Source organism: Gelria sp. Kuro-4 (genome assembly GCF_019668485.1).
In the GTDB taxonomy this organism is placed as follows: domain Bacteria; phylum Bacillota; class DTU030; order DUMP01; family DUMP01; genus DUMP01.
In genome coordinates, this window is record NZ_AP024619.1 from 1,180,179 (window position 1) to 1,199,308 (window position 19,130).

Here is a 19,130-nt window from a genome sequence, read left to right on the forward strand (position 1 = left end):
GCCCTGGGGCAGACCCAAAACGTATGCGATGAATAGCTAACGGAGTCGAGCCCTGTCGACTCAAGGCCAAGACAGACTTCGACATGCTTCGATGGATACAAGGCTCTTTTCGAGGAGGATAAAGCCAGGAGTTCCCCACGGTCCATTAGTGTAACGGGGTCCTTCGGGTAGAGCGCAGCGTGAGTAGCGTGCCATAGTACGCAGGTTATTGCCAGACGCTCGCTACAGTTAAGGTTCTATTTCTAATCTAACGTGTTTTTTCATCCGTGGATTTTGGTGCTGGAGGCTTGGAAATTGCATGCATAAGACTTGGTGCCGAGCACCTGGGAAGTGTTGGAACCAGACTCTGGGTGTCTACCATACGAATTCATAGCGCGGACTAGAGGACTCCGATTCCATTAAGTTAAGTAGGAGCCCTCTTTTGGTAATAAGGCTTACAGGACAGGGGCGTTGCGCCTTTTAAAATAGTTCGCGGGAGTGGTAATTAAGGATGTTCTCTTCAGCTGTAAACCTATGGGACCTTTTTAGGGGCAAGGCATTTGTTATCCCCGACTACCAGCGATCCTTTGCCTGGACACGGCAACAGGTCGAAGCGTTGTGGGAAGACTTGTGTGATAATACGGCGAGCTCTCGGAGGCACTTCATGGGGACAATAATCATGAAGGAAGTGAAAAAAGCCGACCGTGCCGCCCTTGCTAAGACCTACGAGATAGTCGATGGCCAGCAGCGCCTCACTTGCCTGGTCATGCTTGTAGCAGCGGCGTGCAGAAAACTGTGGGCAGAGTCGCAATTTCATGGTTTGGCGCGATATTGGTACGAGAATCTGGTCTGTGGCTTTGAGAACAAAGCTCCCAACAATACCTTACGAAAATTGAATCTGGGAGGCGAAGACGACGCCTACTTCTGGCAGGCAATTGCCACCATTAACCCACCGCTGGTAAGGAGCCCTCAGAGTGCCGGGCAAAGGCGGTTGCGCAATGCCAACATTTTCTTTGAAGAGAAGCTAAACAAACCTGCTGAGGAACTGGTAGCGTCCCTGCATAAGGGCCTGGGGCTCCCCACCGAACGGAAAGATACCACAGATCGGGTGCTCTTCCTTGTTTACGAAGTATCAAACGATCTTGATGTCGGCCTTATATTTGAAACACTTAACGACCGAGGAAAACCACTTTCACAGCTGGATAAGATAAAGAACCATCTGATGTACATTGGATCAAAAGCTAATTCAGAGGTCCTTATTAAGACCGTAAATGAAGGCTGGGGCGAGGTGCTCCGCAACCTCGCGGCAATAGAGGAGGAGAAGGAAGATACTGAACCTGAGGAAAATGCCCTTGCCAGGTATCACTGGATCCTATGGAAAGGCGAGCTGAAAGGCGAAGTGCACCATGCGGTCAAGGAAACGTTCCGTTCGAGTGATCCGGCTGCCGTGGTTGATCAGGCCGTAATGTATACCAACAGTCTGGTGGAAGCCTCCGAGCTCTACCTTGCCATTCGGCGGCCAGAGAAGCGCCTTAGCTTTCTATCCTCGCTGCTCTCCCCCCAAAACACGGACGATTTGTGGACCTATCTCGAACTACTTAACGACGAGGCTCTCGGAACGATGGCCAGCTTTGCTCCTCTGCTCATGGCCAGTGTGAAGGCCTGTGCACGTAACCAGCCCGATCTCTTGGTGAAGATCGCCAAGCTGTGCTACCTGCTGGCCTGGCGGGGATACCGGGTATGCAACCGAAGGAGTGACGCGGGTATAGATAGGCTGTCTAGCCATGCCCACAAGTTGGCTAATGGCTCCATTTCCGCTGAAGACGTCATTACCACGCTGGAAGAGCTAGTCAGCAAATACGGTAGTGACAGCGACTTCCGTGAGAATCTGCAAAAGAACACCCTCAGTATCCCCGAACGAAGGTACCTGCTGTGGTGGTGGGAGGTATCCATCGCTAGAAAACAAAAGCTTGCGCCGAACATTGTTCGGTGGGCAGATGCCAGAGAGCTTGAGGTTGAACATATTTGGCCGCGAAATCCCGAAGGGTTTGATACATGGCCGGAGGAATGGAAAAGAAAACACTTCGAAATTGTTGACCAGCTTGGCAACCTGGTACTCATGCAAAAGCCTTGGAACGCTTCCATGTCCAACAGGCTGCCGTGCTCTAAGAGGGAGGACTATCGCAGGTCCAGCCAAGCGTCGGTCCGCCAATTGGAGGATGACATTAATTTCAACGAACTGTGCGGACACCGTGAGTTCGGCGCGCGGCGAACCAGGTGGGCACTTGCTGCAGCCGAAAAGTTCATTGCTGCCAGGACGGCGATGCTGGTGGACTTCGCCCTTAAGGAGTGGGAACTCGATAAGCCATAGTGGGTTTGGGCTACGTTAGAGGATTGCCGGAAGTAACAAGGATCTGATCGTTCGCGATTCATTCCTTTCAGTTTGAATCCCCAAAAACGCCAACGCCTTCTCGGTTCTGTCTCACAGAATAAGAAGCGGAGGAGGCAGGTACAGCCTTATAATGGGCACGGAGGGTAATGAGTTTTGTCAAGAAACACCTTGGAGGCAATCTGCCGCACGAATGGCGAGACGGAGTTCAACGGTTTGTCTCGCGGGTGAAAGACCGGTTTTCTCCTTGTTGTACTATTCTCTACGGTTCGGTGGCGAAAGGGGCCTATACGGTAGAGAGCAACATCGACGTAATCGTGATCGCCGAGGGCCTGGCGAGGGCAAGACTTCTGTGCCGGGCACCTGGGAATGCTGCCTGGTGACGTGCTACGAAAGAGTCCCGTCGTTCGGTGCTCAAGCCACATTGATGGGGTGGCGAATCGTAAGGGCATCCAAACGAACGGCCGGAGGAGGTATTTCCAGTGGCGTTTTCTCCGTTTAGTGTACAAGATTTCGAACTTATGAAAACTGTACGGGAGGATCAGCCCTTACCTCAGCTGCTGGAAGCGAAGATCAATGACTTGCGTCAGGAACTGGGGCAGTACCCTGAATTCCAGCTCGACTTCTTCAGTAAGCGGATTGTTCGCCGGCCGGGCATGAGGGGAAAAGACGGGTTGGTTTTCGGGCAGGCGAAAACTCTTAACCAGCATTGGTACCTGTACGTGGTCGGCGGCGAGGGCGACGAGGTGTAACTGAACATTGGGATGTGGGAAGATCATGTCCGGGTAGGTCTGGGCTTTCACATAGGCTACGCGAGGACATCGCCCTTCCGGGTTTTCCAGACGTTCCTTGGCATAAGGGCGCCGTTGCCTTTTCGCGATGCCTTCTATCGCTGCGTGGAAAGAAACGGATTTGGAATCGAGGACGTTGCGACAAAGGATGCAGGCGAAGTTCTTTACCGGCTTGAGACATTCGCCTTGCCGCCCGATGACCGAACGGCTTTCGTCTTCGTCGGAGCCCTTTGGGATGTTTCTGAGGCCAGCACCAAGAGCACCGAGGATTACCGTAACGTCTTCTTGGAACTTATGCCTTTTTATGAGGAGCTGCTGCTTGCCAGGGGGCGTTACGACTTTTATCCCTCATAAGTACGTAAGTGGGGGGCGCTGAAAGGGACCGAGGAAGGGCGAGAAAAAGAGCGCAAACACTCTACACCGGTTGAGACAACAGGAATGAGGAGTTTCCCTAAAGGGTCCTAATGCGTTTCCCCAACACCTCTTTGAACCTTATGAGCGTGGATACTGCCCAATCCCGAAGTTTGTCCAACTCGGCCTCAGTGCTATCAATGGTGCCTGCGCGATAAGTGGCAACGCGTGACAGGCGGGCGGTATCCAGCCGCTCCCACTCCAACGGCATGTTTAGTTCTTGCTCTATGTTGTCTTTTTCCCTGTAAAGCCGGTCAAAGAACACTTTGTTCTTGTCCTTGTCGCCTGTATCAATGCAGAGCTCTACGGCGAATCGCTCCTTCTGCTAGAAGGCTGCGCCGTAGGCAAAACCACTCCTTCCGGCACCGATGGTATACCAATTTTGGGGGAGGCCCTTTTGAGCATTCGTAAAACCTGGGGCCTCTGCGATACAAGCTTGGAAAACAGGGCGGGTCTGAAGTCGTCAATGCTGACTAATTTAATTTCCACGCCAAAAAACGCTTGGCCTTCTCCCGTGTTTTCGTTAAGCCAGTCCAGGGCTTGCCGGTGTTCTTCACGAAATTGGGGAGAGATCCAGATTACTTTTTTCGCTCCGCGGCCAGCGGCATACGTAAGGAGTTGCCCCAGATGGGTATGGTCGATGGGCTTGCCTTGACACTAACCCGAGTTCCGCCGGCGCTTGCCTTACGGGAACAATTGGTATATATTTGAAGAGAAAAGAAGTGAAGAACAGCACCATTCAAGCATCACGTTGGGGGCTATGGAAGTGAGTTCGGAAGAACGGGTCAGTAACTGGCTCGAGGAGGCTATGGCCGACCTGAAGACGGCTGAGATCTTGCTTAATGCCGGCCGGTTTAACGCCTGTGCCTTTCACTCCCAGCAAGCTGCCGAGAGAGCCATGAAGGCTTTGCTTCTGAAGCTGCACCTGGCTCCCTGGGGACACTCAGTGTGGAACCTCTACCTGAATGCCGCCGAAGAACTTGGGATTGAGGATCCGCCGACGGAAGAAGCAGCTAAGGGCCTTGATTGGCACTATATCCCGTCGCGGTATCCCGATGCTTTGCCCGCAGGAACGCCTTCCCGGTTCTACGACAGGGGTAAAGCGGAGGAGGCCTTGGAATGGGCACGGAAGGTAATTACCTTCGTCAAAGAACACCTTTAAATAATCTACCGGGAAAATGGCGGGCCGGCGTTCAGCAGTTTGTTCTGCAGGTGGAAGAACGCTTTCAGCCCCTTTGTGTCATCCTTTACGGCTCAGTGGCTAAAGGAACCCATACTACAGTGAGCGATGTGGACATGATCGTCATTGCGGAGAACCTGGCCAGCGACTTCTGGGAAAGGTTGCGCGCCTTCAATGACTTACGACCGCGAGGCGTCCCGCTCGAGGCTTTGGCGTACACGCCGGCAGAATTTGCACAGATGCTGGATGATTACAGCATTACCGCGCTCGACGCGGTGACGCAGGGTTACCCTCTCTCCGGGGGGCTGTATTTTGCGGGACTGCAGCAGAAAGTGGAGGAGCTCAAGGCTAAAGGCCTGCGGCGTACGGCTCGTGCCTGGCGCTGGTAGTTTAGGTAAGATGGATGACGGGATTCTGCGTAAACCAGGCCGCTGATGAACAGTCTGCCTTGGGCTTGGGCGGTAAACAGAGCCTGAGCAACCTGTGCGGCTCCAGGTTCACCGTTAAGCAAGCAGACGAGAACGTTGGTATCTACCGCTGTGCGCATGTTACTTTTCCTTTTGACCTGAGGAAGGTGTTGCGCCGCGTATTTCGTTCAAGAATTCGTCGCCGGACATACCTTGCAGGGCATCACGCCGGCGCAAAGCACCCACGTAGCGTTGAAAGACATTTTCGCTCTGGTGTTTAGCGATCACCCGACCTACAGCGGAAGGACGAAACTCAACACGATCTCCTTCGCGCAGGCTCAGCGACTCACGAAGCTCTGCAGGCAAAACGATTTGTCCCCGGCTGCTCACTTTACAGGTAACAAAGGTTTTCCTTACCAAGCTCGACTTGCCTGGTATAGAAATCCCTCCTTCTTACCATTATTGTAAGACAGCATAAATAAGATGTCAAAGATTCGTTGTCGGGCGCTCCAGGGTGCTGAGGCTAGGGGGCTGCCGGAGGGACGGTTCTTGTGGCGGGCTAATACTACGTTCTCATTAGGACTACGGTAAGGCAAGGTTTTCTCTGCCGTATAACCTACAGTGCCTTGACACTAACTTGTACCCCTGCATTGACACGACCAAGATCCATGAAGTGTGGTGAGTACAGGAAGGTGAGGGTAATATCGACAATGGAGTCAGTGAATGCCCAGGCAAAGATCACGGGAAAGGGACAAGTTCAGCTCCCGGCCGTAATCCGAAAAAGACTTGGTGCGGAGGTCGGTGATTTTTTGGTGTTCAAGTCCACGGAGAATGGCCACGTGCTGCTGGAGCTCAGGAAGCAAAAGCGCCTAACCAAGCTGGCAGGAGCCCTGAAAGCCACGCAACCGTTTCCTGGAGTTGAGGCTGAAGAAGAGGAGACCCGCCGCTTATGGACTGAAGCGAGGCAGCATAAGGCATGAAAAAAGCTTGGTTGGATGCTGGGAAGGCGGATGGAGCTCCTGATCCCTGGGTGAAAACCCCAGGTTTTCTTTTTGCTAGTTATTAGTAAAAGGTATTGCTTTTAACAGTTGGTGGTGTTATAATCAAGACCGCAGACAGGCGGTGGCACGCGGTGCGTACCAATGATTTTGGGCAACCGAAGGAATGGGGAACTTGTTGCTGAATTATTTAATTAGGGAACACTTGGACAAGTCTGGGTGAACCTGACATGCTGAAAGGATGGGGTGCATAAAATGTCAACGTTTCCGGTGAGTGAACACGCAAGCTGGGTGGGGGCGCTGGACTGGAACCTCCGGGACTTTCACGGCCTTTACTGCCCGCGCGGTGGCTCCTACAATGCCTACCTGGTACGCGGGACGAAGGCGGCGCTGATCGACAGCGTGTACACCCCCTTTGCCGGCCAGTTGCTTCAACACCTTAAGGAGCTGGTGGACCCGGCTGAGATCAGCTACATAGTGGCCAACCACGCGGAAATCGACCACTCCGGGGCACTGCCGCAGCTGCTTACGGCTGCCTCTGAGGCTACGGTGGTATGCACGGCGCGCTGCCGTGACATGCTCATGGCCTGCCACCAGGTCCCCGCGGCGCGCTTTCAGGTGGTGAAGGACGGCGACACCCTGGACCTGGGCGGGGCGACCCTGCGTTTTTACGAGGTGCCGCTGGTGCACTGGCCGGAGACCATGTTCACCTACCTCGTGGAGGACCAGGCGCTCTTTCCCTGTGACTTCCTGGGGGCTCAGGTGGCGGCGCTGCCCTTCTTCGCCGACCAGGTGCCGGGGGTGCTGAACGAAGCGCGCGACTACTACACCTTCCTCATGCGCGCCTACGCCAAGGCCGCCCTCACCGGGGTGGCCCGCGTGCGCGAGCTGGCGCCGCGGGTGATCGCCCCTTCCCACGGGCCCATTTGGCGCGACGGCGGTGAGGACATCCTGGCGGCCTACGAGCGCTGGAGTGCCAGCCCGGAACAGAACCTGGTGGTGGTGGCCTACGCCTCCCTCTGGGGCGGGACCGAGGCCATGGCCCGGGCCGTAGCCGACGGGGCCGGGGAAAGCGGCGCCACGGTTAAGCTGTACCGGCTCAGTGCCTGCCCCGTGAGCCGGGTCCTGGGCGACATCCTGGAGGCCAAGGCGGTGGCGCTGGGGACACCCACCTTCGTCGGCGGGATCCACCCGGCCCTGGCGGGGTTCTTCCCGTTCCTCAGCATGATCCGCCCGCAGGGCAAGCGCGGCCTCACATTCGGCACGGCCGGCTGGGCCGGGGGTGGGGCGCGCAAGCTCTGGAAGGAACTGCAGGGCCTGGGGCTCAACCTGCTGGAAGATGTACCGGAAAGCCGCTTCGTCCCCGGGCCGGCAGAGACGGAGCGCCTGCGGGAGCTGGGACGCAAGCTGGCGCAGGGGTAAGTACCGGCGGCACGCCTGGCCCCGGCGGCGGCAGGGCGGGGTTTAGTGGCTGAAAAGAGGAGCCCACGAAAGGAGGTGAAGGCGGTGGCGGAGGTGATGGTGCTGTGCCCGGTGTGCGGGCTGGAGTTTGCGGTTCCGGAAGGTAAGGGTGAGGGGGACGTTGTGGAGTGCCCGTATTGCCACGTGGAGTTGGTGCTCCGGCTGGAGGACGGTAAACTCGTGGCCGAGGAGGCGTAAGCATGGCCGAGACGCGACCCGAGGAGATAGTAAAGCTTCTTAAGGCGGACCCGGCGGGCGAGCGCCAGGCGATCCTACAGTACCTGCAGCACGCCTGGAGCATGAGCGACGAAGGCCGTGCTGGAGCAGAAGCCGGCAAGTGCTGGGGAGCGTGGCCCTGCGCGTCAAGCGGCCGCAGGCCATTTGCACTCCAGAATAAGCGCTTGAGAGAGGAGCAAGGATAATGAAGATGTGGCGTTGCAGCGTCTGCGGTTACGTGCATTTCGGTGATGCGGCTCCCGTAACGTGCCCCAAGTGCGGTGCCCCGGCGGAGAAGTTCGCCGAGATTGAGCCCGATAAGGCTGAGCTGATTGAGCGGTCGGCCCTCTCCAACGCCCTGCACATGGAGCTTTACACGCTCCTGGCCAAGGTGGCCGAAGTGGGCGCCAAGGGCGAGGCCGATAACCTCGACCCCGGCTGCGTGGGGGTTTTCAAAAAGGTGCAGGCCGAGGCTCAGGTGCTCCGCCGCATGATCATGGCGGAGATCCAGGGACACATCGGCAAGGGCAAATGGTGAGGATGGAAGGTGAAACCATGAGCGAAGAGCGTTACGGCGACGTCACCTTTAAAGGGAAGGCCCTCACTGCCGTGGGGCCCCGGCTGAAACCCGGGGACAAGGCACCGGACTTCAGCGTGGTAAACGGCAAGCTGGAGGAAGAGACCCTGGCCGGCACGCGCGGCAAGGTGCGCCTCATCGCCGCGGTGCCCTCCCTGGACACACCCGTCTGCGACACCGAGACCCGCCGCTTCAACGAAGAGGCGGCGTCCCTGGGAGCGGATGTGGTGGTGCTCACGGTGAGCATGGACCTGCCCTTTGCGCAGAACCGCTGGTGTGCCGCGGCCGGCATCCAGCGCGTGCGCACCCTGTCCGATCACCGCACGGCCTCCTTCGGCCTGAACTACGGCGTGCTGGTGAAAGAGCTGCGCCTCTTGCAGCGGGCGGTGTTCGTGGTGGACAAAGCGGACACCATCCGCTACGTGGAGTATGTCAAGGAGATCGGCCAGGAACCGGACTACGCCGCCGCCCTGGCGGCGGTCGAGGAAGCCCTGGCGCGGTGAGGTGCGAAAGGCCGGAGGGGGTGCGCGCCGCCGCCCAGTCATCCTGGGAGGTTTTCCCAGGCGCCCGGCATCGTAGAAAAGCAGGAGGTGGCAGAGTGAGTAAGCTTTTTCAAGACTTTACCCTCAAGGGGCTGGCACTCAAGAACCGGATCATGATGTCACCCATGTGCATGTACTCAGCCGGGGACGACGGCCGGCCCACCGATTGGCATCTTGTGCACTACGGCACGCGGGCGGTGGGCGGGGTAGGGCTTATCATGCAGGAGGCCACGGCCGTGGAGCGGCGCGGGCGCATCTCGGGGAACGACCTGGGCCTCTGGGAGGACGCACAGGTGGAGCCGCTTAAGCGGTTGGTGGACTTTGTGCACGCGGCGGGCGCCAAGCTGGCGGTGCAGCTCGCCCACGCCGGGCGCAAGTGCGGCGTCCCGGGCGAACGCATCGTCGCTCCCAGCAGCCTGCACTGGAGCGATGAGTACCCGGTGCCGGCTGAGCTGACCCGGGAGGAAATCCGCACCATCGTCGCCGCTTTCGGCCGGGCGGCGCGGCGCGCCGTGGCGGCCGGTTACGATGCGGTGGAAGTGCACGCCGCCCACGGGTACTTAATCCACGAGTTCCTGTCCCCCCTCTCCAACCAGCGGACGGATGAGTACGGCGGCACCCGGGAAAACCGGGTGCGCTTCCTGCGCGCGGTGCTGGAAGAGGTGCGGGCCAACATCCCGGCGGAAATGCCCCTCTTCCTGCGCGTCTCGGCGAACGACTTCGTGCCGGGCGGCCTGGACATTGGGGAGACGGTGGAGATCGTGCGCCTGGTCAAAGAGTTGGTCGACCTGGTGGACGTGAGCTCGGGCGGGCTCCTGGCGCCGCGCATCGACCTTTACGCCGGCTACCAGGTGAACTACGCGGCGGCGGTGCGCCAGGAAGTCGGTCTTCCCACGGGTGCCGTCGGCCTCATCACCACCCCTGAACTGGCCGAGGAGATCATCGGCAACGGCCGAGCCGACCTGGTGGTACTGGGCCGCGCTCTCCTGCGCCGGCCCTATTGGCCCCTCTATGCCGCTCACGTCCTCAAGGCTGAGATACCCTGGCCCCGAGAGTACGAGCGCGGCAGGTACCGGTAGAGCGGGTAAACCGGTGGGGGTCATTTAGGTAATCGTCACAGCGTCGCCTCATAAGTAGATTACCTCTTTCAAGACTTGCTTCCGAATGCTCGGCCTCAGGGCGGTAGGCCGTGACGGCGACTCTGGACCTGGCCGCCGAAGACTTGACCCCGCAGGAACTCTATGTCGACGAAAAGTACTTGGTGGTGATAGGGGCCACCTGCAGCACCGCGCCTGTCCCCATGCCGAAGCGAAAGGGCTCGGCGATCTACCCGCCCCGCCCGCTGGACAGCACCGTCAAGGCCGTGCTCTACGACGTTCGCAACAAAGCGGCCATCAAGAAGCTCCGGGAGCTGGAGCTGGAGGGTACCTATGTCTCCTCGCGCAGGGTCGGCCCGGCCCTGTACCTTGTGGCCAACCGCAACGTGGATTTTCGTATCCTGAAGGAAGAGGTGGAAAAGCTCACCCCCTCTTACCGGGACACCGCCCAGCAGGAGGAATTCATCGCCCTAGGGTACGATGAAATCAACAGCGCGGTGCCCGGCACCTGGGTGACTTTCCCAGGTGCCGGCTTACACTATCACCCTACGGGTGAGGTTATGTCACCAGAGGGTTGATAGCAAGTGGAAGCATATGTTTGCGGTTATCGAATATCGATAAGATTTTATTGACATTCGATATGAGGAGCGGGTATAATATACGCGAGGCCTCATAAAAGCGCCTGGAGGGAAGAAGATGCGTTACCTGGGAAGGAGATCGGTTTCGTCGGTGCTCAGTTCGATCCTAACCGTAGTGTGGTATTTCAGCTGGGTTGCCGCGGTAGTGCTGGTGATTGGGCAGTTGTACGGGGTCGTGAGGGACGGGTCGGTCCTAGGGCAGCTTAAACTGCAGATCAATACACCCGGCCTGACCATTTCCTTTGCTGAACTGGCCCACCCAGTACCTCGGGGAATCCTCCTCTTTTCTGCCGGAGCGCTGCTACCTCTTTTTGCCGTCTACCTGATCATCATTTATCAGCTGCGGAAAATCCTGGCCACTTTGGTAGCGGAGACACCTTTTACTGCGGCCAACGCAACCCATATCTGGTGGATCGGTATCACCGTCATTGTCGGTTCTGTCGTTAAGTCCATAGTGGTGACCGCCTTCGGTTTCTTCTTCGCGCAGAATATACCGGTACCAGGCGTAGACTTTGGTGCCAGGCTGAGCCTGGACTTTACCCCCATCTTTCTCGGCCTGGTGATACTGGTCTTGGCCGAGATCTTCCGCCAGGGAGCTGCTCTGCAGGAAGAGCAGGACCTGACCGTTTAGGAGGCAGAAATGGGCATTGTCGTCAAGCTGGATAGAGTCCTGCTGGAACGGAAGATTACCCTCACGGAACTGGCAGAGAGGGTAGGTATTACCATGGCCAATCTGTCGATCCTAAAAAGCAACAAGGCCCGCGCTATCCGCTTCTCCACCTTGGCAGCCTTGTGCCGGGAGCTGGATTGTCAGCCCGGCGAGCTGCTGGCCTATGAACCTGATAGCCCCCGCTGCCTCCCCCAGGATCACTAGCTCCCGAAATCGCTTGAACCGAGTCCCTCAAGTACCATGTACCTGAGAGGTTTTCAGGCATGGTTGGCCTTTTCGCCAGAGCTGCTGCCTCAGGAAAAGTTCCGGCCTTCAATATGGCCTGCAGCGCTTCAACTAAACGGCCTTGGTCAGTCGGCGACAGCTTTTCCAGCATGGCCGCAATCTCGCTGTGTGAACGTGCATTCAGCATGGCAAAAGCCTGCTGCCCTTCGTCGGTCAACGAGAGGAGACTCTGGCGCCCGTCGGTTTCAGAGGGCTGTTTGGCGATGAGGCCGCGTAGCAAAACCACCGCCAAGAGAGAATAACCCCTGGAGGTGGTTTCATGGCACGGATTATCGGGATTTTTCCGCGACAGGATCAGGCGGGCGCCTGCATCGACGCATTGAGGAACTATGGATTCGCCCGCGACAAGCTGGTGGTCTCCAGTTTCGGCCGGGCGGACCAGGAAACGCGCGGACCGGTGGCGGACCTGAAGGCGGAGCAGGACGAGATGGGCGTTGAGGGGCCGCTGGCCGGCACCGTGGACGGAGCGGGACAGGGCATCGTCATCTCCCTGGAGGACCCGCAGCGGGACCTGACGCAGGTCAAGGAGCTCATGGAGCAGTCCGGGGCGACCGACATCCGCCTGGAATAACTCCCCACGTGGCGGTCACCCGGGAGGTCCTCCCAGGTGACCGCCACCGGCTTGATCACGCTGTGGGGATGGCGGCCATGTCATGGAAAAACTGCCGCACCAGGGGATAGTAATCGAAATAATCGCGCCAAGTTGCTTCTAGGAAGGCATAGCGGGCCGGCTCATCGCGGCTGAAGAGCAGTTGGCCCTGGCTGATATGGTACCGAAGGGGCAGGGGAGCACAGTTCAAGACCTTAAGATCTACAGGTAAACCTATCAGCAACTCGATAGCCGTTCCTTGTTAGATTTCGTATCGTAGTGCTTCAGGCGGTGACAACCCTTCCCGATCAAGGTAGACGCCCACATCAAGGTCGTTGAAGGCTAAACCTGCGCTAAAAGACCCTATAGAGGTAAGCAAACAAAACCTCTGCGTCATCACGCAGGCAGGTCACTAATAGCTCTTTCTTCCTTATTTCCCACTCGTATCATATCTTCATTTGTAACGCAATGTCGTGCCCCAGGTTGGTTAGACGGCCGCTTCGAATCGGAGGCTCCGACGGCAGTCGGAGCCTCACTCTTTTCGGTCTGCGGACCTAGCCAATTGGTTTCATCAGAAATGCTGCCAGCAGGCCCCAAGATTTAGGACTTTATGTCTCCGGCCAGAAGGTTTTGAGCGGGAGGGCATCGAATATAGCTAAATGAAATCTATGCCTGCATGAGGAAGAAAAATGACAGGAAAGATTCGTGTCCTTATTGCCGATGATGAGGCGCTCTTACGCGACGGACTGCAGACAATTCTCAATCTGGAAGAGGACATGGAAGTGGTGGGCTTGGCTGCTGACGGCCGCGAAGCGTACGAACGGGCACAAGAGCTGCAGCCGGACGTCGTACTGCTGGACATCCGTATGCCCGGAATGGACGGGGTGGAAAGCCTGCGGCTTATCAAGCGCGCCCTGCCGCGGACCAAAGCGGTTATGCTCACGACATTCAATGATGAAGATTACATCGTCAGCGCCTTGGCCGCCGGAGCGGACGGCTACCTATTGAAAGACCTGGAGGGGCAGCAACTGATCGACGCCATACGCAGAGCGTCCCGTGACCAGCTCATGTTGCCGGCCAAGGTGGCGGGCAAACTGGCAGAACGGCTGGCTGTGCTACAGGCCATCGACGACACGAAGAAGAAGATGAAGAAGCTGGGCACGGATATAATCGATCTCACCCCCCGTGAACGGGAGATCGCCGCCTTGATGGTGCAGGGCTTGACCAACCGCGAGATAGCCGACCACTTGAGCTTGAGCGAGGGAACGGTCAAGAACTACATCAGCGTGATTTACTCTAAACTGGGAACCAGTGACCGCACTCGGGCCGTTTCCTATCTGGCTTCTTATCTGGCCAAGCACTTCGAATCACCGGAGTGTCCTTGAGGATGTGAAAAAGACGGGAGGCTGGCCTGAACATGGTGCCGGGGTACCAGATAGAGGATAAGGTTTTTCAGACGCCGCATACAGCTGCCTTTCGGGCACTGGTGTCGGGCAGCGGGCGGCGGGTGCTCATTAAACTGCCGTGCAGCGGCAGTGATTTCGAGCAGGCCAAGGCACAGATCCGGCGCGAACTGGCCCTCTGTGCCCGGCTGGCCTTTCCTGGTAAACTGGCCTTCAAGGCCGTCGAGCTGGCCGACGGGACCCCGCTCTTGGAGGCTGAACTGGAGCACCGCGTCTTCCTGCGGGAGCGTCTTAACCGGGGGTTGCTCTCCCTGGAGGACGCTCTCCTTTTGGCTGTTCAGCTGGCGGAGAACCTGTTCCAGCTGCACCGGCAAAACGTGATCCTGGGCCGGCTCGGCCCTGATGTGCTGCTTTTCGACGAGCGAGACAAGGCGCTCTACTTTGCGGATCTGAGCTGCGCCGGCCGGACGGGGACGCCGGACGGCGGGCAAGACGCTTTAGGTATCGCCACTGGTTTGGAGCCTTTGGCCTACCTGGCGCCGGAGCAGACGGGGCGCTTCAGCCGCTCGGTGGACGCACGGGCCGACGTGTACGCGGCCGGCGTGCTCTGCTACGAGATGCTCACAGGTAGGCTTCCCGTTCCAGACCACAATCCCCTGGAGTGGTTTCATGCCGTGGCGACCCGGGAGATCCCGTCGCCCTCCCAGCTGAACCCCCGGGTGCCGGAAACCGTGGCGCGCATAGTGCTGCGCTGCCTGACGCCGGACCCGGAGTCCCGCTACCAGAGTGCGTACGGCCTAAAAAAAGATCTGGAGCGCTGTCTGGCCGAGTGGCGGCGGCACGGAAGGGTTTCCTCTTTTCCGCTGGCCTGCCACGACGTCACCAGTGTGTTCCGTGTCACCGAGGGATTTTACGGCCGGGATGAGGAGCTGAAGTTTTTATGGACGGCGCTGGAGCGGGCGGCGGCTGGTGGTACCGAGGTTGTTCTTGTGGCCGGCGAGGCGGGCGTGGGCAAGAGCCGGCTGCTCCAGGAATTCCGCCGACGGGCCCGCGGGCGGGCCACCTTTGGCGACGGCAAGTTTCCACCGCTGCCTACCGAGGCCCAGTATCGCCCGGTGGCCCAGGCGTTTGAGCACGTTTTGTCCTGGATCCTGAGCCAAGGTAAAGAAGAGGCGGCAGCCTGGAAAGAGAGGCTGCTGAAACGGCTGGGGGTCAATCTTTCTCTGGTGGCGGAAATAGTGCCGGGGATTGAACAACTCACCGGCGAGCTGCCTGAGGCCCAGGTGGGGTCCTCCTTGGAAGCGGAAGAGCGCCTGCACCACGCGCTGTCCCAGTTGATGCAGCTCTCGGCCGTGAAGGACAGGCCCTTGGTGCTCATCCTGGACGACCTGCAGTGGGCCGACCCAGGGTCTTTGCGGCTGCTGGAGGCGGTTCTTGCCGAGGGCGGCCTGAGGCATGTCCTCGTACTCGGCGCGTACCGGGAGGCGGAAGTGCCCAAGGAGCATATTGTGCGGCAGACCGCGGCCAACCTCCAGGGGCTGGGGGTGAAGGTGCGGCAGCTGGCCCTCGGTCCGGTGCAGCAGGACCAGGTGGAGCAGATAGTGGCTGCTACTCTGTGCTGCAGCCGGGAAGAGGCCAAACCGCTGGCCCGGTTTCTGCAGGCGCAAACGGGCGGCAATCCCCTGTTCATTAAGGAAGTCCTGCATACCATGTTCAGACAAGGGTTAATAGTGTATAAACCGGAGAGCGGCGGCTGGCAGTGGGATCTGCACGGGGAGAAAGACACCTTGTTCGGCGGCGATGTTGTCGGCCTTCTGCTCCAGAGGATTGAGCTGCTGCCCGCACCGGACAAGAACGTGCTCTGCTTGGCGGCGTGTATCGGTACCCACTTCAGTCCCGATCTCGTGGCCGAGCTGGCCGGGCAAGAGCTGCCTGGCACCGCTGTGAGCCTCAGCCGCTTGGTGGAGGAGGGCCTGCTGCAGCGTGGGCCAGAGGGCACTTTCAGCTTTGTCCACGACCGGGTGCACCAGGCGGCCTACCAGCTGGTTTCCACCTCCGCAAGGCCGGCCGTTCACTACCGATTGGCCCATCTGCTCTTAGGTGGACGCAGCCCGGCGGAGCTGGAGGGCAAGGCCGAGCGGGCTGTTTTATTGGCCGCCGTCAATCATCTGAACCTGGGCCTAGGTATTGTGCAGCAGCGGGGCGAAGAGCTCCAGGCTGCGCGGCTGAACCTCTTGGCGGGCCGACAGGCTAAACAAACGGCCGCCTTTCCGGCTGCACGGGAGTACTTCCGGACGGCCCTGGACATCCTCCCGGACAAGGCCTGGGAGGAGCACCACACCCTTGCTTTCCAGCTGAACCTGGAGTACCTGGAGTGCCTCTACCTGTGCGGCGACTTTGCAGCCGGCGATGCCTTCTACCAGCAGCTGGAAGCTCGAGTTGAACCCAAGCTCGAACGGACCAAGCTGTACCTGATCAAGATTCTTTTTGCCACCAAGAAGGGCTTTAACCGGGAGGCCATCCAAGTGGGGATAAAGGGACTGCGGGAACTGGGCTGCTTGCTCCCGGAAAAGCCGTCTCTCCCGTACATGGTGCGAGAGTTGATAAAAGTGGAGGTACTGCTCCGCCGGGGCGGTGTCAAACGCTTAACCGCCGTAGCTCCTGCAGTCGACCCCGAAAAGCAGGCGGCTTGTGACCTCTTGATCGCCATGGGCCCCTGCGTCTACAACTTGGACGACGATCTGCTGCTCGCCCTATCCCTGAAGATTTGCGAGCTCTCCCTGCGTTACGGCGGGTTTCCCAATTCCGCTAATGCGTATGTAACTCTGGCCATGGTCTACATTGTGCGGCTGAAAAACTTCAACTGGGGGAGGGCTCTCGGCCGCGCAGCGCTGTACCTGGCGGAACAGTACAGCAGCGAAGCGGAAAAATCCCTGGTAAACTTCCTCTATGGCGCCTTCTGTCTCCCCTGGCTGGAACATATCCGTGAGGCGGAGCCCTACCTGGCACGTGCCAAGGAATGCGGCCTGACCGCCTGCGACCTGACCGTCGCGGGTTATGCCATGACCTTTCAGGTGATCAACGCTCACTTTCAGAGCGTTCCGCTGGCGGAGCTGGCCCGACAGATAGAAGAAAACCTGGCCTTCGCACCGCGGATCCGGGATCCTTACTACCGGCACACCCTGACCGTTTACCGGCAGTTCGTGCGCAGCCTGCAGGGGCTGACAAAGCAGCCGGACAGCTTCAGCGACGAGACCCTCGAGGAGGAGGATTTCCTTGGCACCTTCCAAGGTCTCAAGGTAAGGGAGCGGGACAAGTTCGATTACTACCTGTTGAAAGGGCAGCTCTGCTATCTTCTTGAGGAGTACGACCAGGCGCGGCTGCTGCTGGCCCAAGCGGATCGGCTGCGGGCGCTCTACTTCGGCGAAGTCTACCTGGCCGATCTGGATTTCTATACCTGCCTGACGCTCCTGGCCTGTTATGAGCGCCTCGGCGGAAAAGAAAGGGCTTCCGCCCGGCGCCGGGTGGCCCAAGGTTATCGCCGGCTCCGGGATTGGGCCCGGCGCTGCCCGGCGAATTTTGCGCACAAGCAGCTCTTGGTGGCGGCCGAACTCGCCCGGGTGCGACACAGGTGGCCGCGGGCGGCCCGGCTTTACGAAGCGGCCGCCGCCTCGGCCCGGCAATACGGTTATGTCCACGCGGCGGCCGTGGCCTGCGAGTGCGCGGCCCGCTTCCATTTGGCCGGCGGCCTGCCCACGGCGGCCGGGAAATACTTGGAGGAGGCTCGAGAAGGGTACCGGCAGTGGGGAGCGGTAACCAAGGTGGGGCGGCTTGATCGACAGCACCCTTGGCTGCCGAAGACGCTGGGGCCGCAGCACAATACCGAAATACTCGCCGCGGGTGCAGAGGCTAAGGCCCCCGACCTGACGCGGGCCATAGACATCGACGCCCTGCTGCGCAGCACCCGGATTCTGTCCCAAGAGATCAGGCTGGAAAAGCTCCTGCAGCAAATGATGTATCTCTTGGCGCAAGACGCAGGGGCGGAAAGCGCTGTTCTCTTGCTGGAAGAAAGCGGCGAGCTCTATGTGGAGGCCGTGTTCAAGAGCCACGGCGGCGAGCGCAGGATTGAAGTACTGCAGTCTCTGCCCGTGGACGCGGCGCCGTTCTTACCGCGCAAAGTAGTCTGTTTTGTGGCCGGGACGCGGCAAATGGTCGTGCTCGACAAGGCGGCAGAGGAGGAAATGTTTTACGACGACGCCTACATTGCCGAGCAGCGGCCGGCTTCACTCCTTTGCCTGCCCATTGTGCACCAGAACCAGCTTGTCGGTGTCCTGTACCTGGAAAACCGACGCACCGCCGGCTGTTTTCATCCTGCCCGGGCGGAAGTGCTGAAACTGCTCTCCGGCCAGATCGCCATTTCCATCGAAAACGCCCGACTTTACCGGCGCCTGGAGGAGCTGAACGCCACCCTGGAGGAAAAGGTGAAGGAAAGGACGGACGAACTGGCGCAGGTGCACCGGGAGACGGTGAACGCCCTGGTGGAGCAGTCCAGGTTGGAGGAGCGCAACCGTATCGCCCGGGAGATTCACGACACCCTCGGGCACACGTTGACGGGTGTGCTGCTGCAGATAGAAGCCGGCAAGAGACTGCTGGTTCGGGACAGCCGGCGGGCACAGGAAAAAATGCAGGCGGCTTTAGAGCAAGTGCGCCGGGGTTTAGACGAAGTGCGCCGCTCGGTCCACCTGCTGCACGAGGACGACTCGGAGGATGATACCGCGCGTTTAGCGGGTCTCCTGCAGGCGATTATGCAGAGCACGGGCGTATCGATAAAGTATCGGTTTTCCCCCGGCATCAAACTGAGCCCGACCCAGCGGCACGTAATTTACCGTGCTCTGCAGGAGGGTATAACCAACGGCATTCGGCACGGCCGCAGCCGTTCCTTTGATTTCCAGCTGACCGTCGAGGGCGAACAGCTCCGGTTTGTGCTGAAGGATTATGGTCGGGGGGCGGAAAAGGTTAAGTTCGGCTTCGGCTTGAACTCCATGCGCGAAAGAGCGGAGGAGCTTGCGGGGACGCTGCAAGTTGATACACGGCCCGGGGAAGGCTTGAGCATTACCCTCACCCTTCCTTTGTCCCACAGCGCCTGAGGACGAGATGATTACCAAGTCATGTGACCGAAGTAACTGGTCATATGACTTTATTTTTATTATGCTGGTGACGTAGTGAGACGAGAAGATCACCCCCGTTGCCGCACGCTTGGACGGTTAGGCACCAAACTGCAGAACTACGGTATCCAAAGAGGGCCTCAGTGAAGGACAAACCCAGCTTTTATTTCCGACCGATCGGCAGAAAAAGAGCCGTCTAAACCTGCTAATTAGCACCACTATTGTGATAACACGGCAAATACTCGATACAGAGGCTAGGATCCGCCGCCTGAATGCGGGCGTTTGTGGCAGCGGGGAGCCAGTGGCGCAACCGGCTGCTGGACAAGCAGCTT

General features: G+C 58.9%; 21 protein-coding genes, 1 pseudogene and 1 riboswitch. Of the genes and pseudogenes, 19 read left to right on the plus strand and 3 right to left on the minus strand.

What is annotated here, in order from left to right; genetic code table 11:
* Window positions 1-490 precede the first annotated feature (490 nt).
* From K5554_RS05850 to K5554_RS05865, 4 genes are all read left to right on the plus strand, one after another.
* On the plus strand, window positions 491-2,350 hold the full coding sequence (locus K5554_RS05850) for a DUF262 domain-containing protein (protein ID WP_221040205.1): 1,860 nt from the start codon (window positions 491-493) through the stop codon (window positions 2,348-2,350).
* 167 nt (window positions 2,351-2,517) lie between these two features.
* Window positions 2,518-2,751, plus strand: a complete 234-nt coding sequence (locus K5554_RS14685) for a nucleotidyltransferase domain-containing protein (RefSeq protein ID WP_221040206.1) — start codon at window positions 2,518-2,520, stop codon at window positions 2,749-2,751.
* Between the two features lie 99 nt (window positions 2,752-2,850).
* The gene (locus K5554_RS05860) at window positions 2,851-3,120 is read left to right on the plus strand and encodes a hypothetical protein (RefSeq protein WP_221040207.1); all 270 of its coding nucleotides are present in this window, start codon (window positions 2,851-2,853) and stop codon (window positions 3,118-3,120) included.
* Between the two features lie 12 nt (window positions 3,121-3,132).
* Window positions 3,133-3,513: a hypothetical protein gene (locus K5554_RS05865; protein WP_221040208.1), complete on the plus strand. Its 381-nt coding sequence runs from the start codon at window positions 3,133-3,135 to the stop codon at window positions 3,511-3,513.
* Between the two features lie 97 nt (window positions 3,514-3,610).
* Here the strand turns inward: K5554_RS05865 and K5554_RS14690 are convergent.
* Window positions 3,611-3,880 (minus strand): annotated as a pseudogene (locus tag K5554_RS14690) (DUF4268 domain-containing protein); the annotation flags it as partial.
* Between the two features lie 456 nt (window positions 3,881-4,336).
* Between K5554_RS14690 and K5554_RS05875 the strand changes: the two are divergent.
* A complete protein-coding gene (locus tag K5554_RS05875; RefSeq protein ID WP_221040209.1) occupies window positions 4,337-4,732 on the plus strand; it encodes a HEPN domain-containing protein in 396 nt (131 codons plus the stop codon).
* The gene (locus K5554_RS05880) at window positions 4,690-5,139 is read left to right on the plus strand and encodes a nucleotidyltransferase domain-containing protein (protein WP_221040210.1); all 450 of its coding nucleotides are present in this window, start codon (window positions 4,690-4,692) and stop codon (window positions 5,137-5,139) included. Before K5554_RS05875 ends, K5554_RS05880 begins: the two co-directional genes overlap by 43 nt.
* 159 nt (window positions 5,140-5,298) lie before the next feature.
* On the opposite strand, the gene K5554_RS05885 is transcribed toward K5554_RS05880, so the two are convergent.
* Window positions 5,299-5,547, minus strand: coding sequence for an AbrB/MazE/SpoVT family DNA-binding domain-containing protein (locus K5554_RS05885; protein WP_255565588.1), 249 nt, complete (start codon window positions 5,545-5,547; stop codon window positions 5,299-5,301).
* A 278-nt stretch (window positions 5,548-5,825) separates the two neighbouring features.
* Here K5554_RS05885 and K5554_RS05890 point away from each other — a divergent pair, with 278 nt between their 5' ends.
* From K5554_RS05890 to K5554_RS05940, 11 genes are all read left to right on the plus strand, one after another.
* The gene (locus K5554_RS05890; protein WP_221040212.1) at window positions 5,826-6,137 is read left to right on the plus strand and encodes an AbrB/MazE/SpoVT family DNA-binding domain-containing protein; all 312 of its coding nucleotides are present in this window, start codon (window positions 5,826-5,828) and stop codon (window positions 6,135-6,137) included.
* 273 nt (window positions 6,138-6,410) lie between these two features.
* Window positions 6,411-7,577: an FprA family A-type flavoprotein gene (locus K5554_RS05895; RefSeq protein WP_221040213.1), complete on the plus strand. Its 1,167-nt coding sequence runs from the start codon at window positions 6,411-6,413 to the stop codon at window positions 7,575-7,577.
* 84 nt (window positions 7,578-7,661) lie between these two features.
* Complete coding sequence (locus K5554_RS05900) at window positions 7,662-7,814, plus strand: hypothetical protein (protein ID WP_221040214.1); 153 nt, start codon at window positions 7,662-7,664, stop codon at window positions 7,812-7,814.
* A 2-nt stretch (window positions 7,815-7,816) separates the two neighbouring features.
* Window positions 7,817-8,038, plus strand: coding sequence for a hypothetical protein (locus K5554_RS05905; RefSeq protein WP_221040215.1), 222 nt, complete (start codon window positions 7,817-7,819; stop codon window positions 8,036-8,038).
* Window positions 8,038-8,370 (plus strand): rubredoxin-like domain-containing protein, encoded by a 333-nt coding sequence (locus K5554_RS05910; protein WP_221040216.1) that lies wholly within the window; start codon window positions 8,038-8,040, stop codon window positions 8,368-8,370. The genes K5554_RS05905 and K5554_RS05910 overlap by 1 nt, the downstream gene beginning before the upstream one ends.
* A gap of 17 nt (window positions 8,371-8,387) precedes the next feature.
* Window positions 8,388-8,912: a thiol peroxidase gene (gene tpx, locus K5554_RS05915; RefSeq protein ID WP_221040217.1), complete on the plus strand. Its 525-nt coding sequence runs from the start codon at window positions 8,388-8,390 to the stop codon at window positions 8,910-8,912.
* A 95-nt stretch (window positions 8,913-9,007) separates the two neighbouring features.
* A complete protein-coding gene (gene namA / locus K5554_RS05920) occupies window positions 9,008-10,030 on the plus strand; it encodes an NADPH dehydrogenase NamA (protein WP_221040218.1) in 1,023 nt (340 codons plus the stop codon).
* Between the two features lie 110 nt (window positions 10,031-10,140).
* Window positions 10,141-10,626, plus strand: coding sequence for a beta-propeller domain-containing protein (locus tag K5554_RS05925; RefSeq protein WP_221040219.1), 486 nt, complete (start codon window positions 10,141-10,143; stop codon window positions 10,624-10,626).
* Between the two features lie 118 nt (window positions 10,627-10,744).
* Window positions 10,745-11,317, plus strand: coding sequence for a DUF2975 domain-containing protein (locus tag K5554_RS05930; protein WP_221040220.1), 573 nt, complete (start codon window positions 10,745-10,747; stop codon window positions 11,315-11,317).
* A gap of 9 nt (window positions 11,318-11,326) precedes the next feature.
* Window positions 11,327-11,560 (plus strand): helix-turn-helix transcriptional regulator, encoded by a 234-nt coding sequence (locus K5554_RS05935; RefSeq protein ID WP_221040221.1) that lies wholly within the window; start codon window positions 11,327-11,329, stop codon window positions 11,558-11,560.
* Window positions 11,561-11,900: 340 nt separating this feature from the next.
* A complete protein-coding gene (locus K5554_RS05940) occupies window positions 11,901-12,212 on the plus strand; it encodes a hypothetical protein (RefSeq protein WP_221040222.1) in 312 nt (103 codons plus the stop codon).
* 55 nt (window positions 12,213-12,267) lie between these two features.
* On the opposite strand, the gene K5554_RS05945 is transcribed toward K5554_RS05940, so the two are convergent.
* The gene (locus K5554_RS05945) at window positions 12,268-12,474 is read right to left on the minus strand and encodes a nucleotidyltransferase domain-containing protein (protein WP_221040223.1); all 207 of its coding nucleotides are present in this window, start codon (window positions 12,472-12,474) and stop codon (window positions 12,268-12,270) included.
* A gap of 445 nt (window positions 12,475-12,919) precedes the next feature.
* Here K5554_RS05945 and K5554_RS05950 point away from each other — a divergent pair, with 445 nt between their 5' ends.
* Together K5554_RS05950 and K5554_RS05955 are read left to right on the plus strand one after the other, a co-directional pair.
* The gene (locus K5554_RS05950; RefSeq protein ID WP_221040224.1) at window positions 12,920-13,615 is read left to right on the plus strand and encodes a response regulator transcription factor; all 696 of its coding nucleotides are present in this window, start codon (window positions 12,920-12,922) and stop codon (window positions 13,613-13,615) included.
* Between the two features lie 32 nt (window positions 13,616-13,647).
* Window positions 13,648-18,780 carry an AAA family ATPase gene (locus tag K5554_RS05955; protein ID WP_221040225.1) on the plus strand — a complete coding sequence of 1,711 codons (5,133 nt, stop codon included), beginning with the start codon at window positions 13,648-13,650 and terminating at the stop codon, window positions 18,778-18,780.
* A gap of 258 nt (window positions 18,781-19,038) precedes the next feature.
* A riboswitch (cyclic di-GMP riboswitch) is annotated at window positions 19,039-19,121 on the plus strand.
* The last annotated feature ends 9 nt before the right edge of the window (window positions 19,122-19,130 follow it).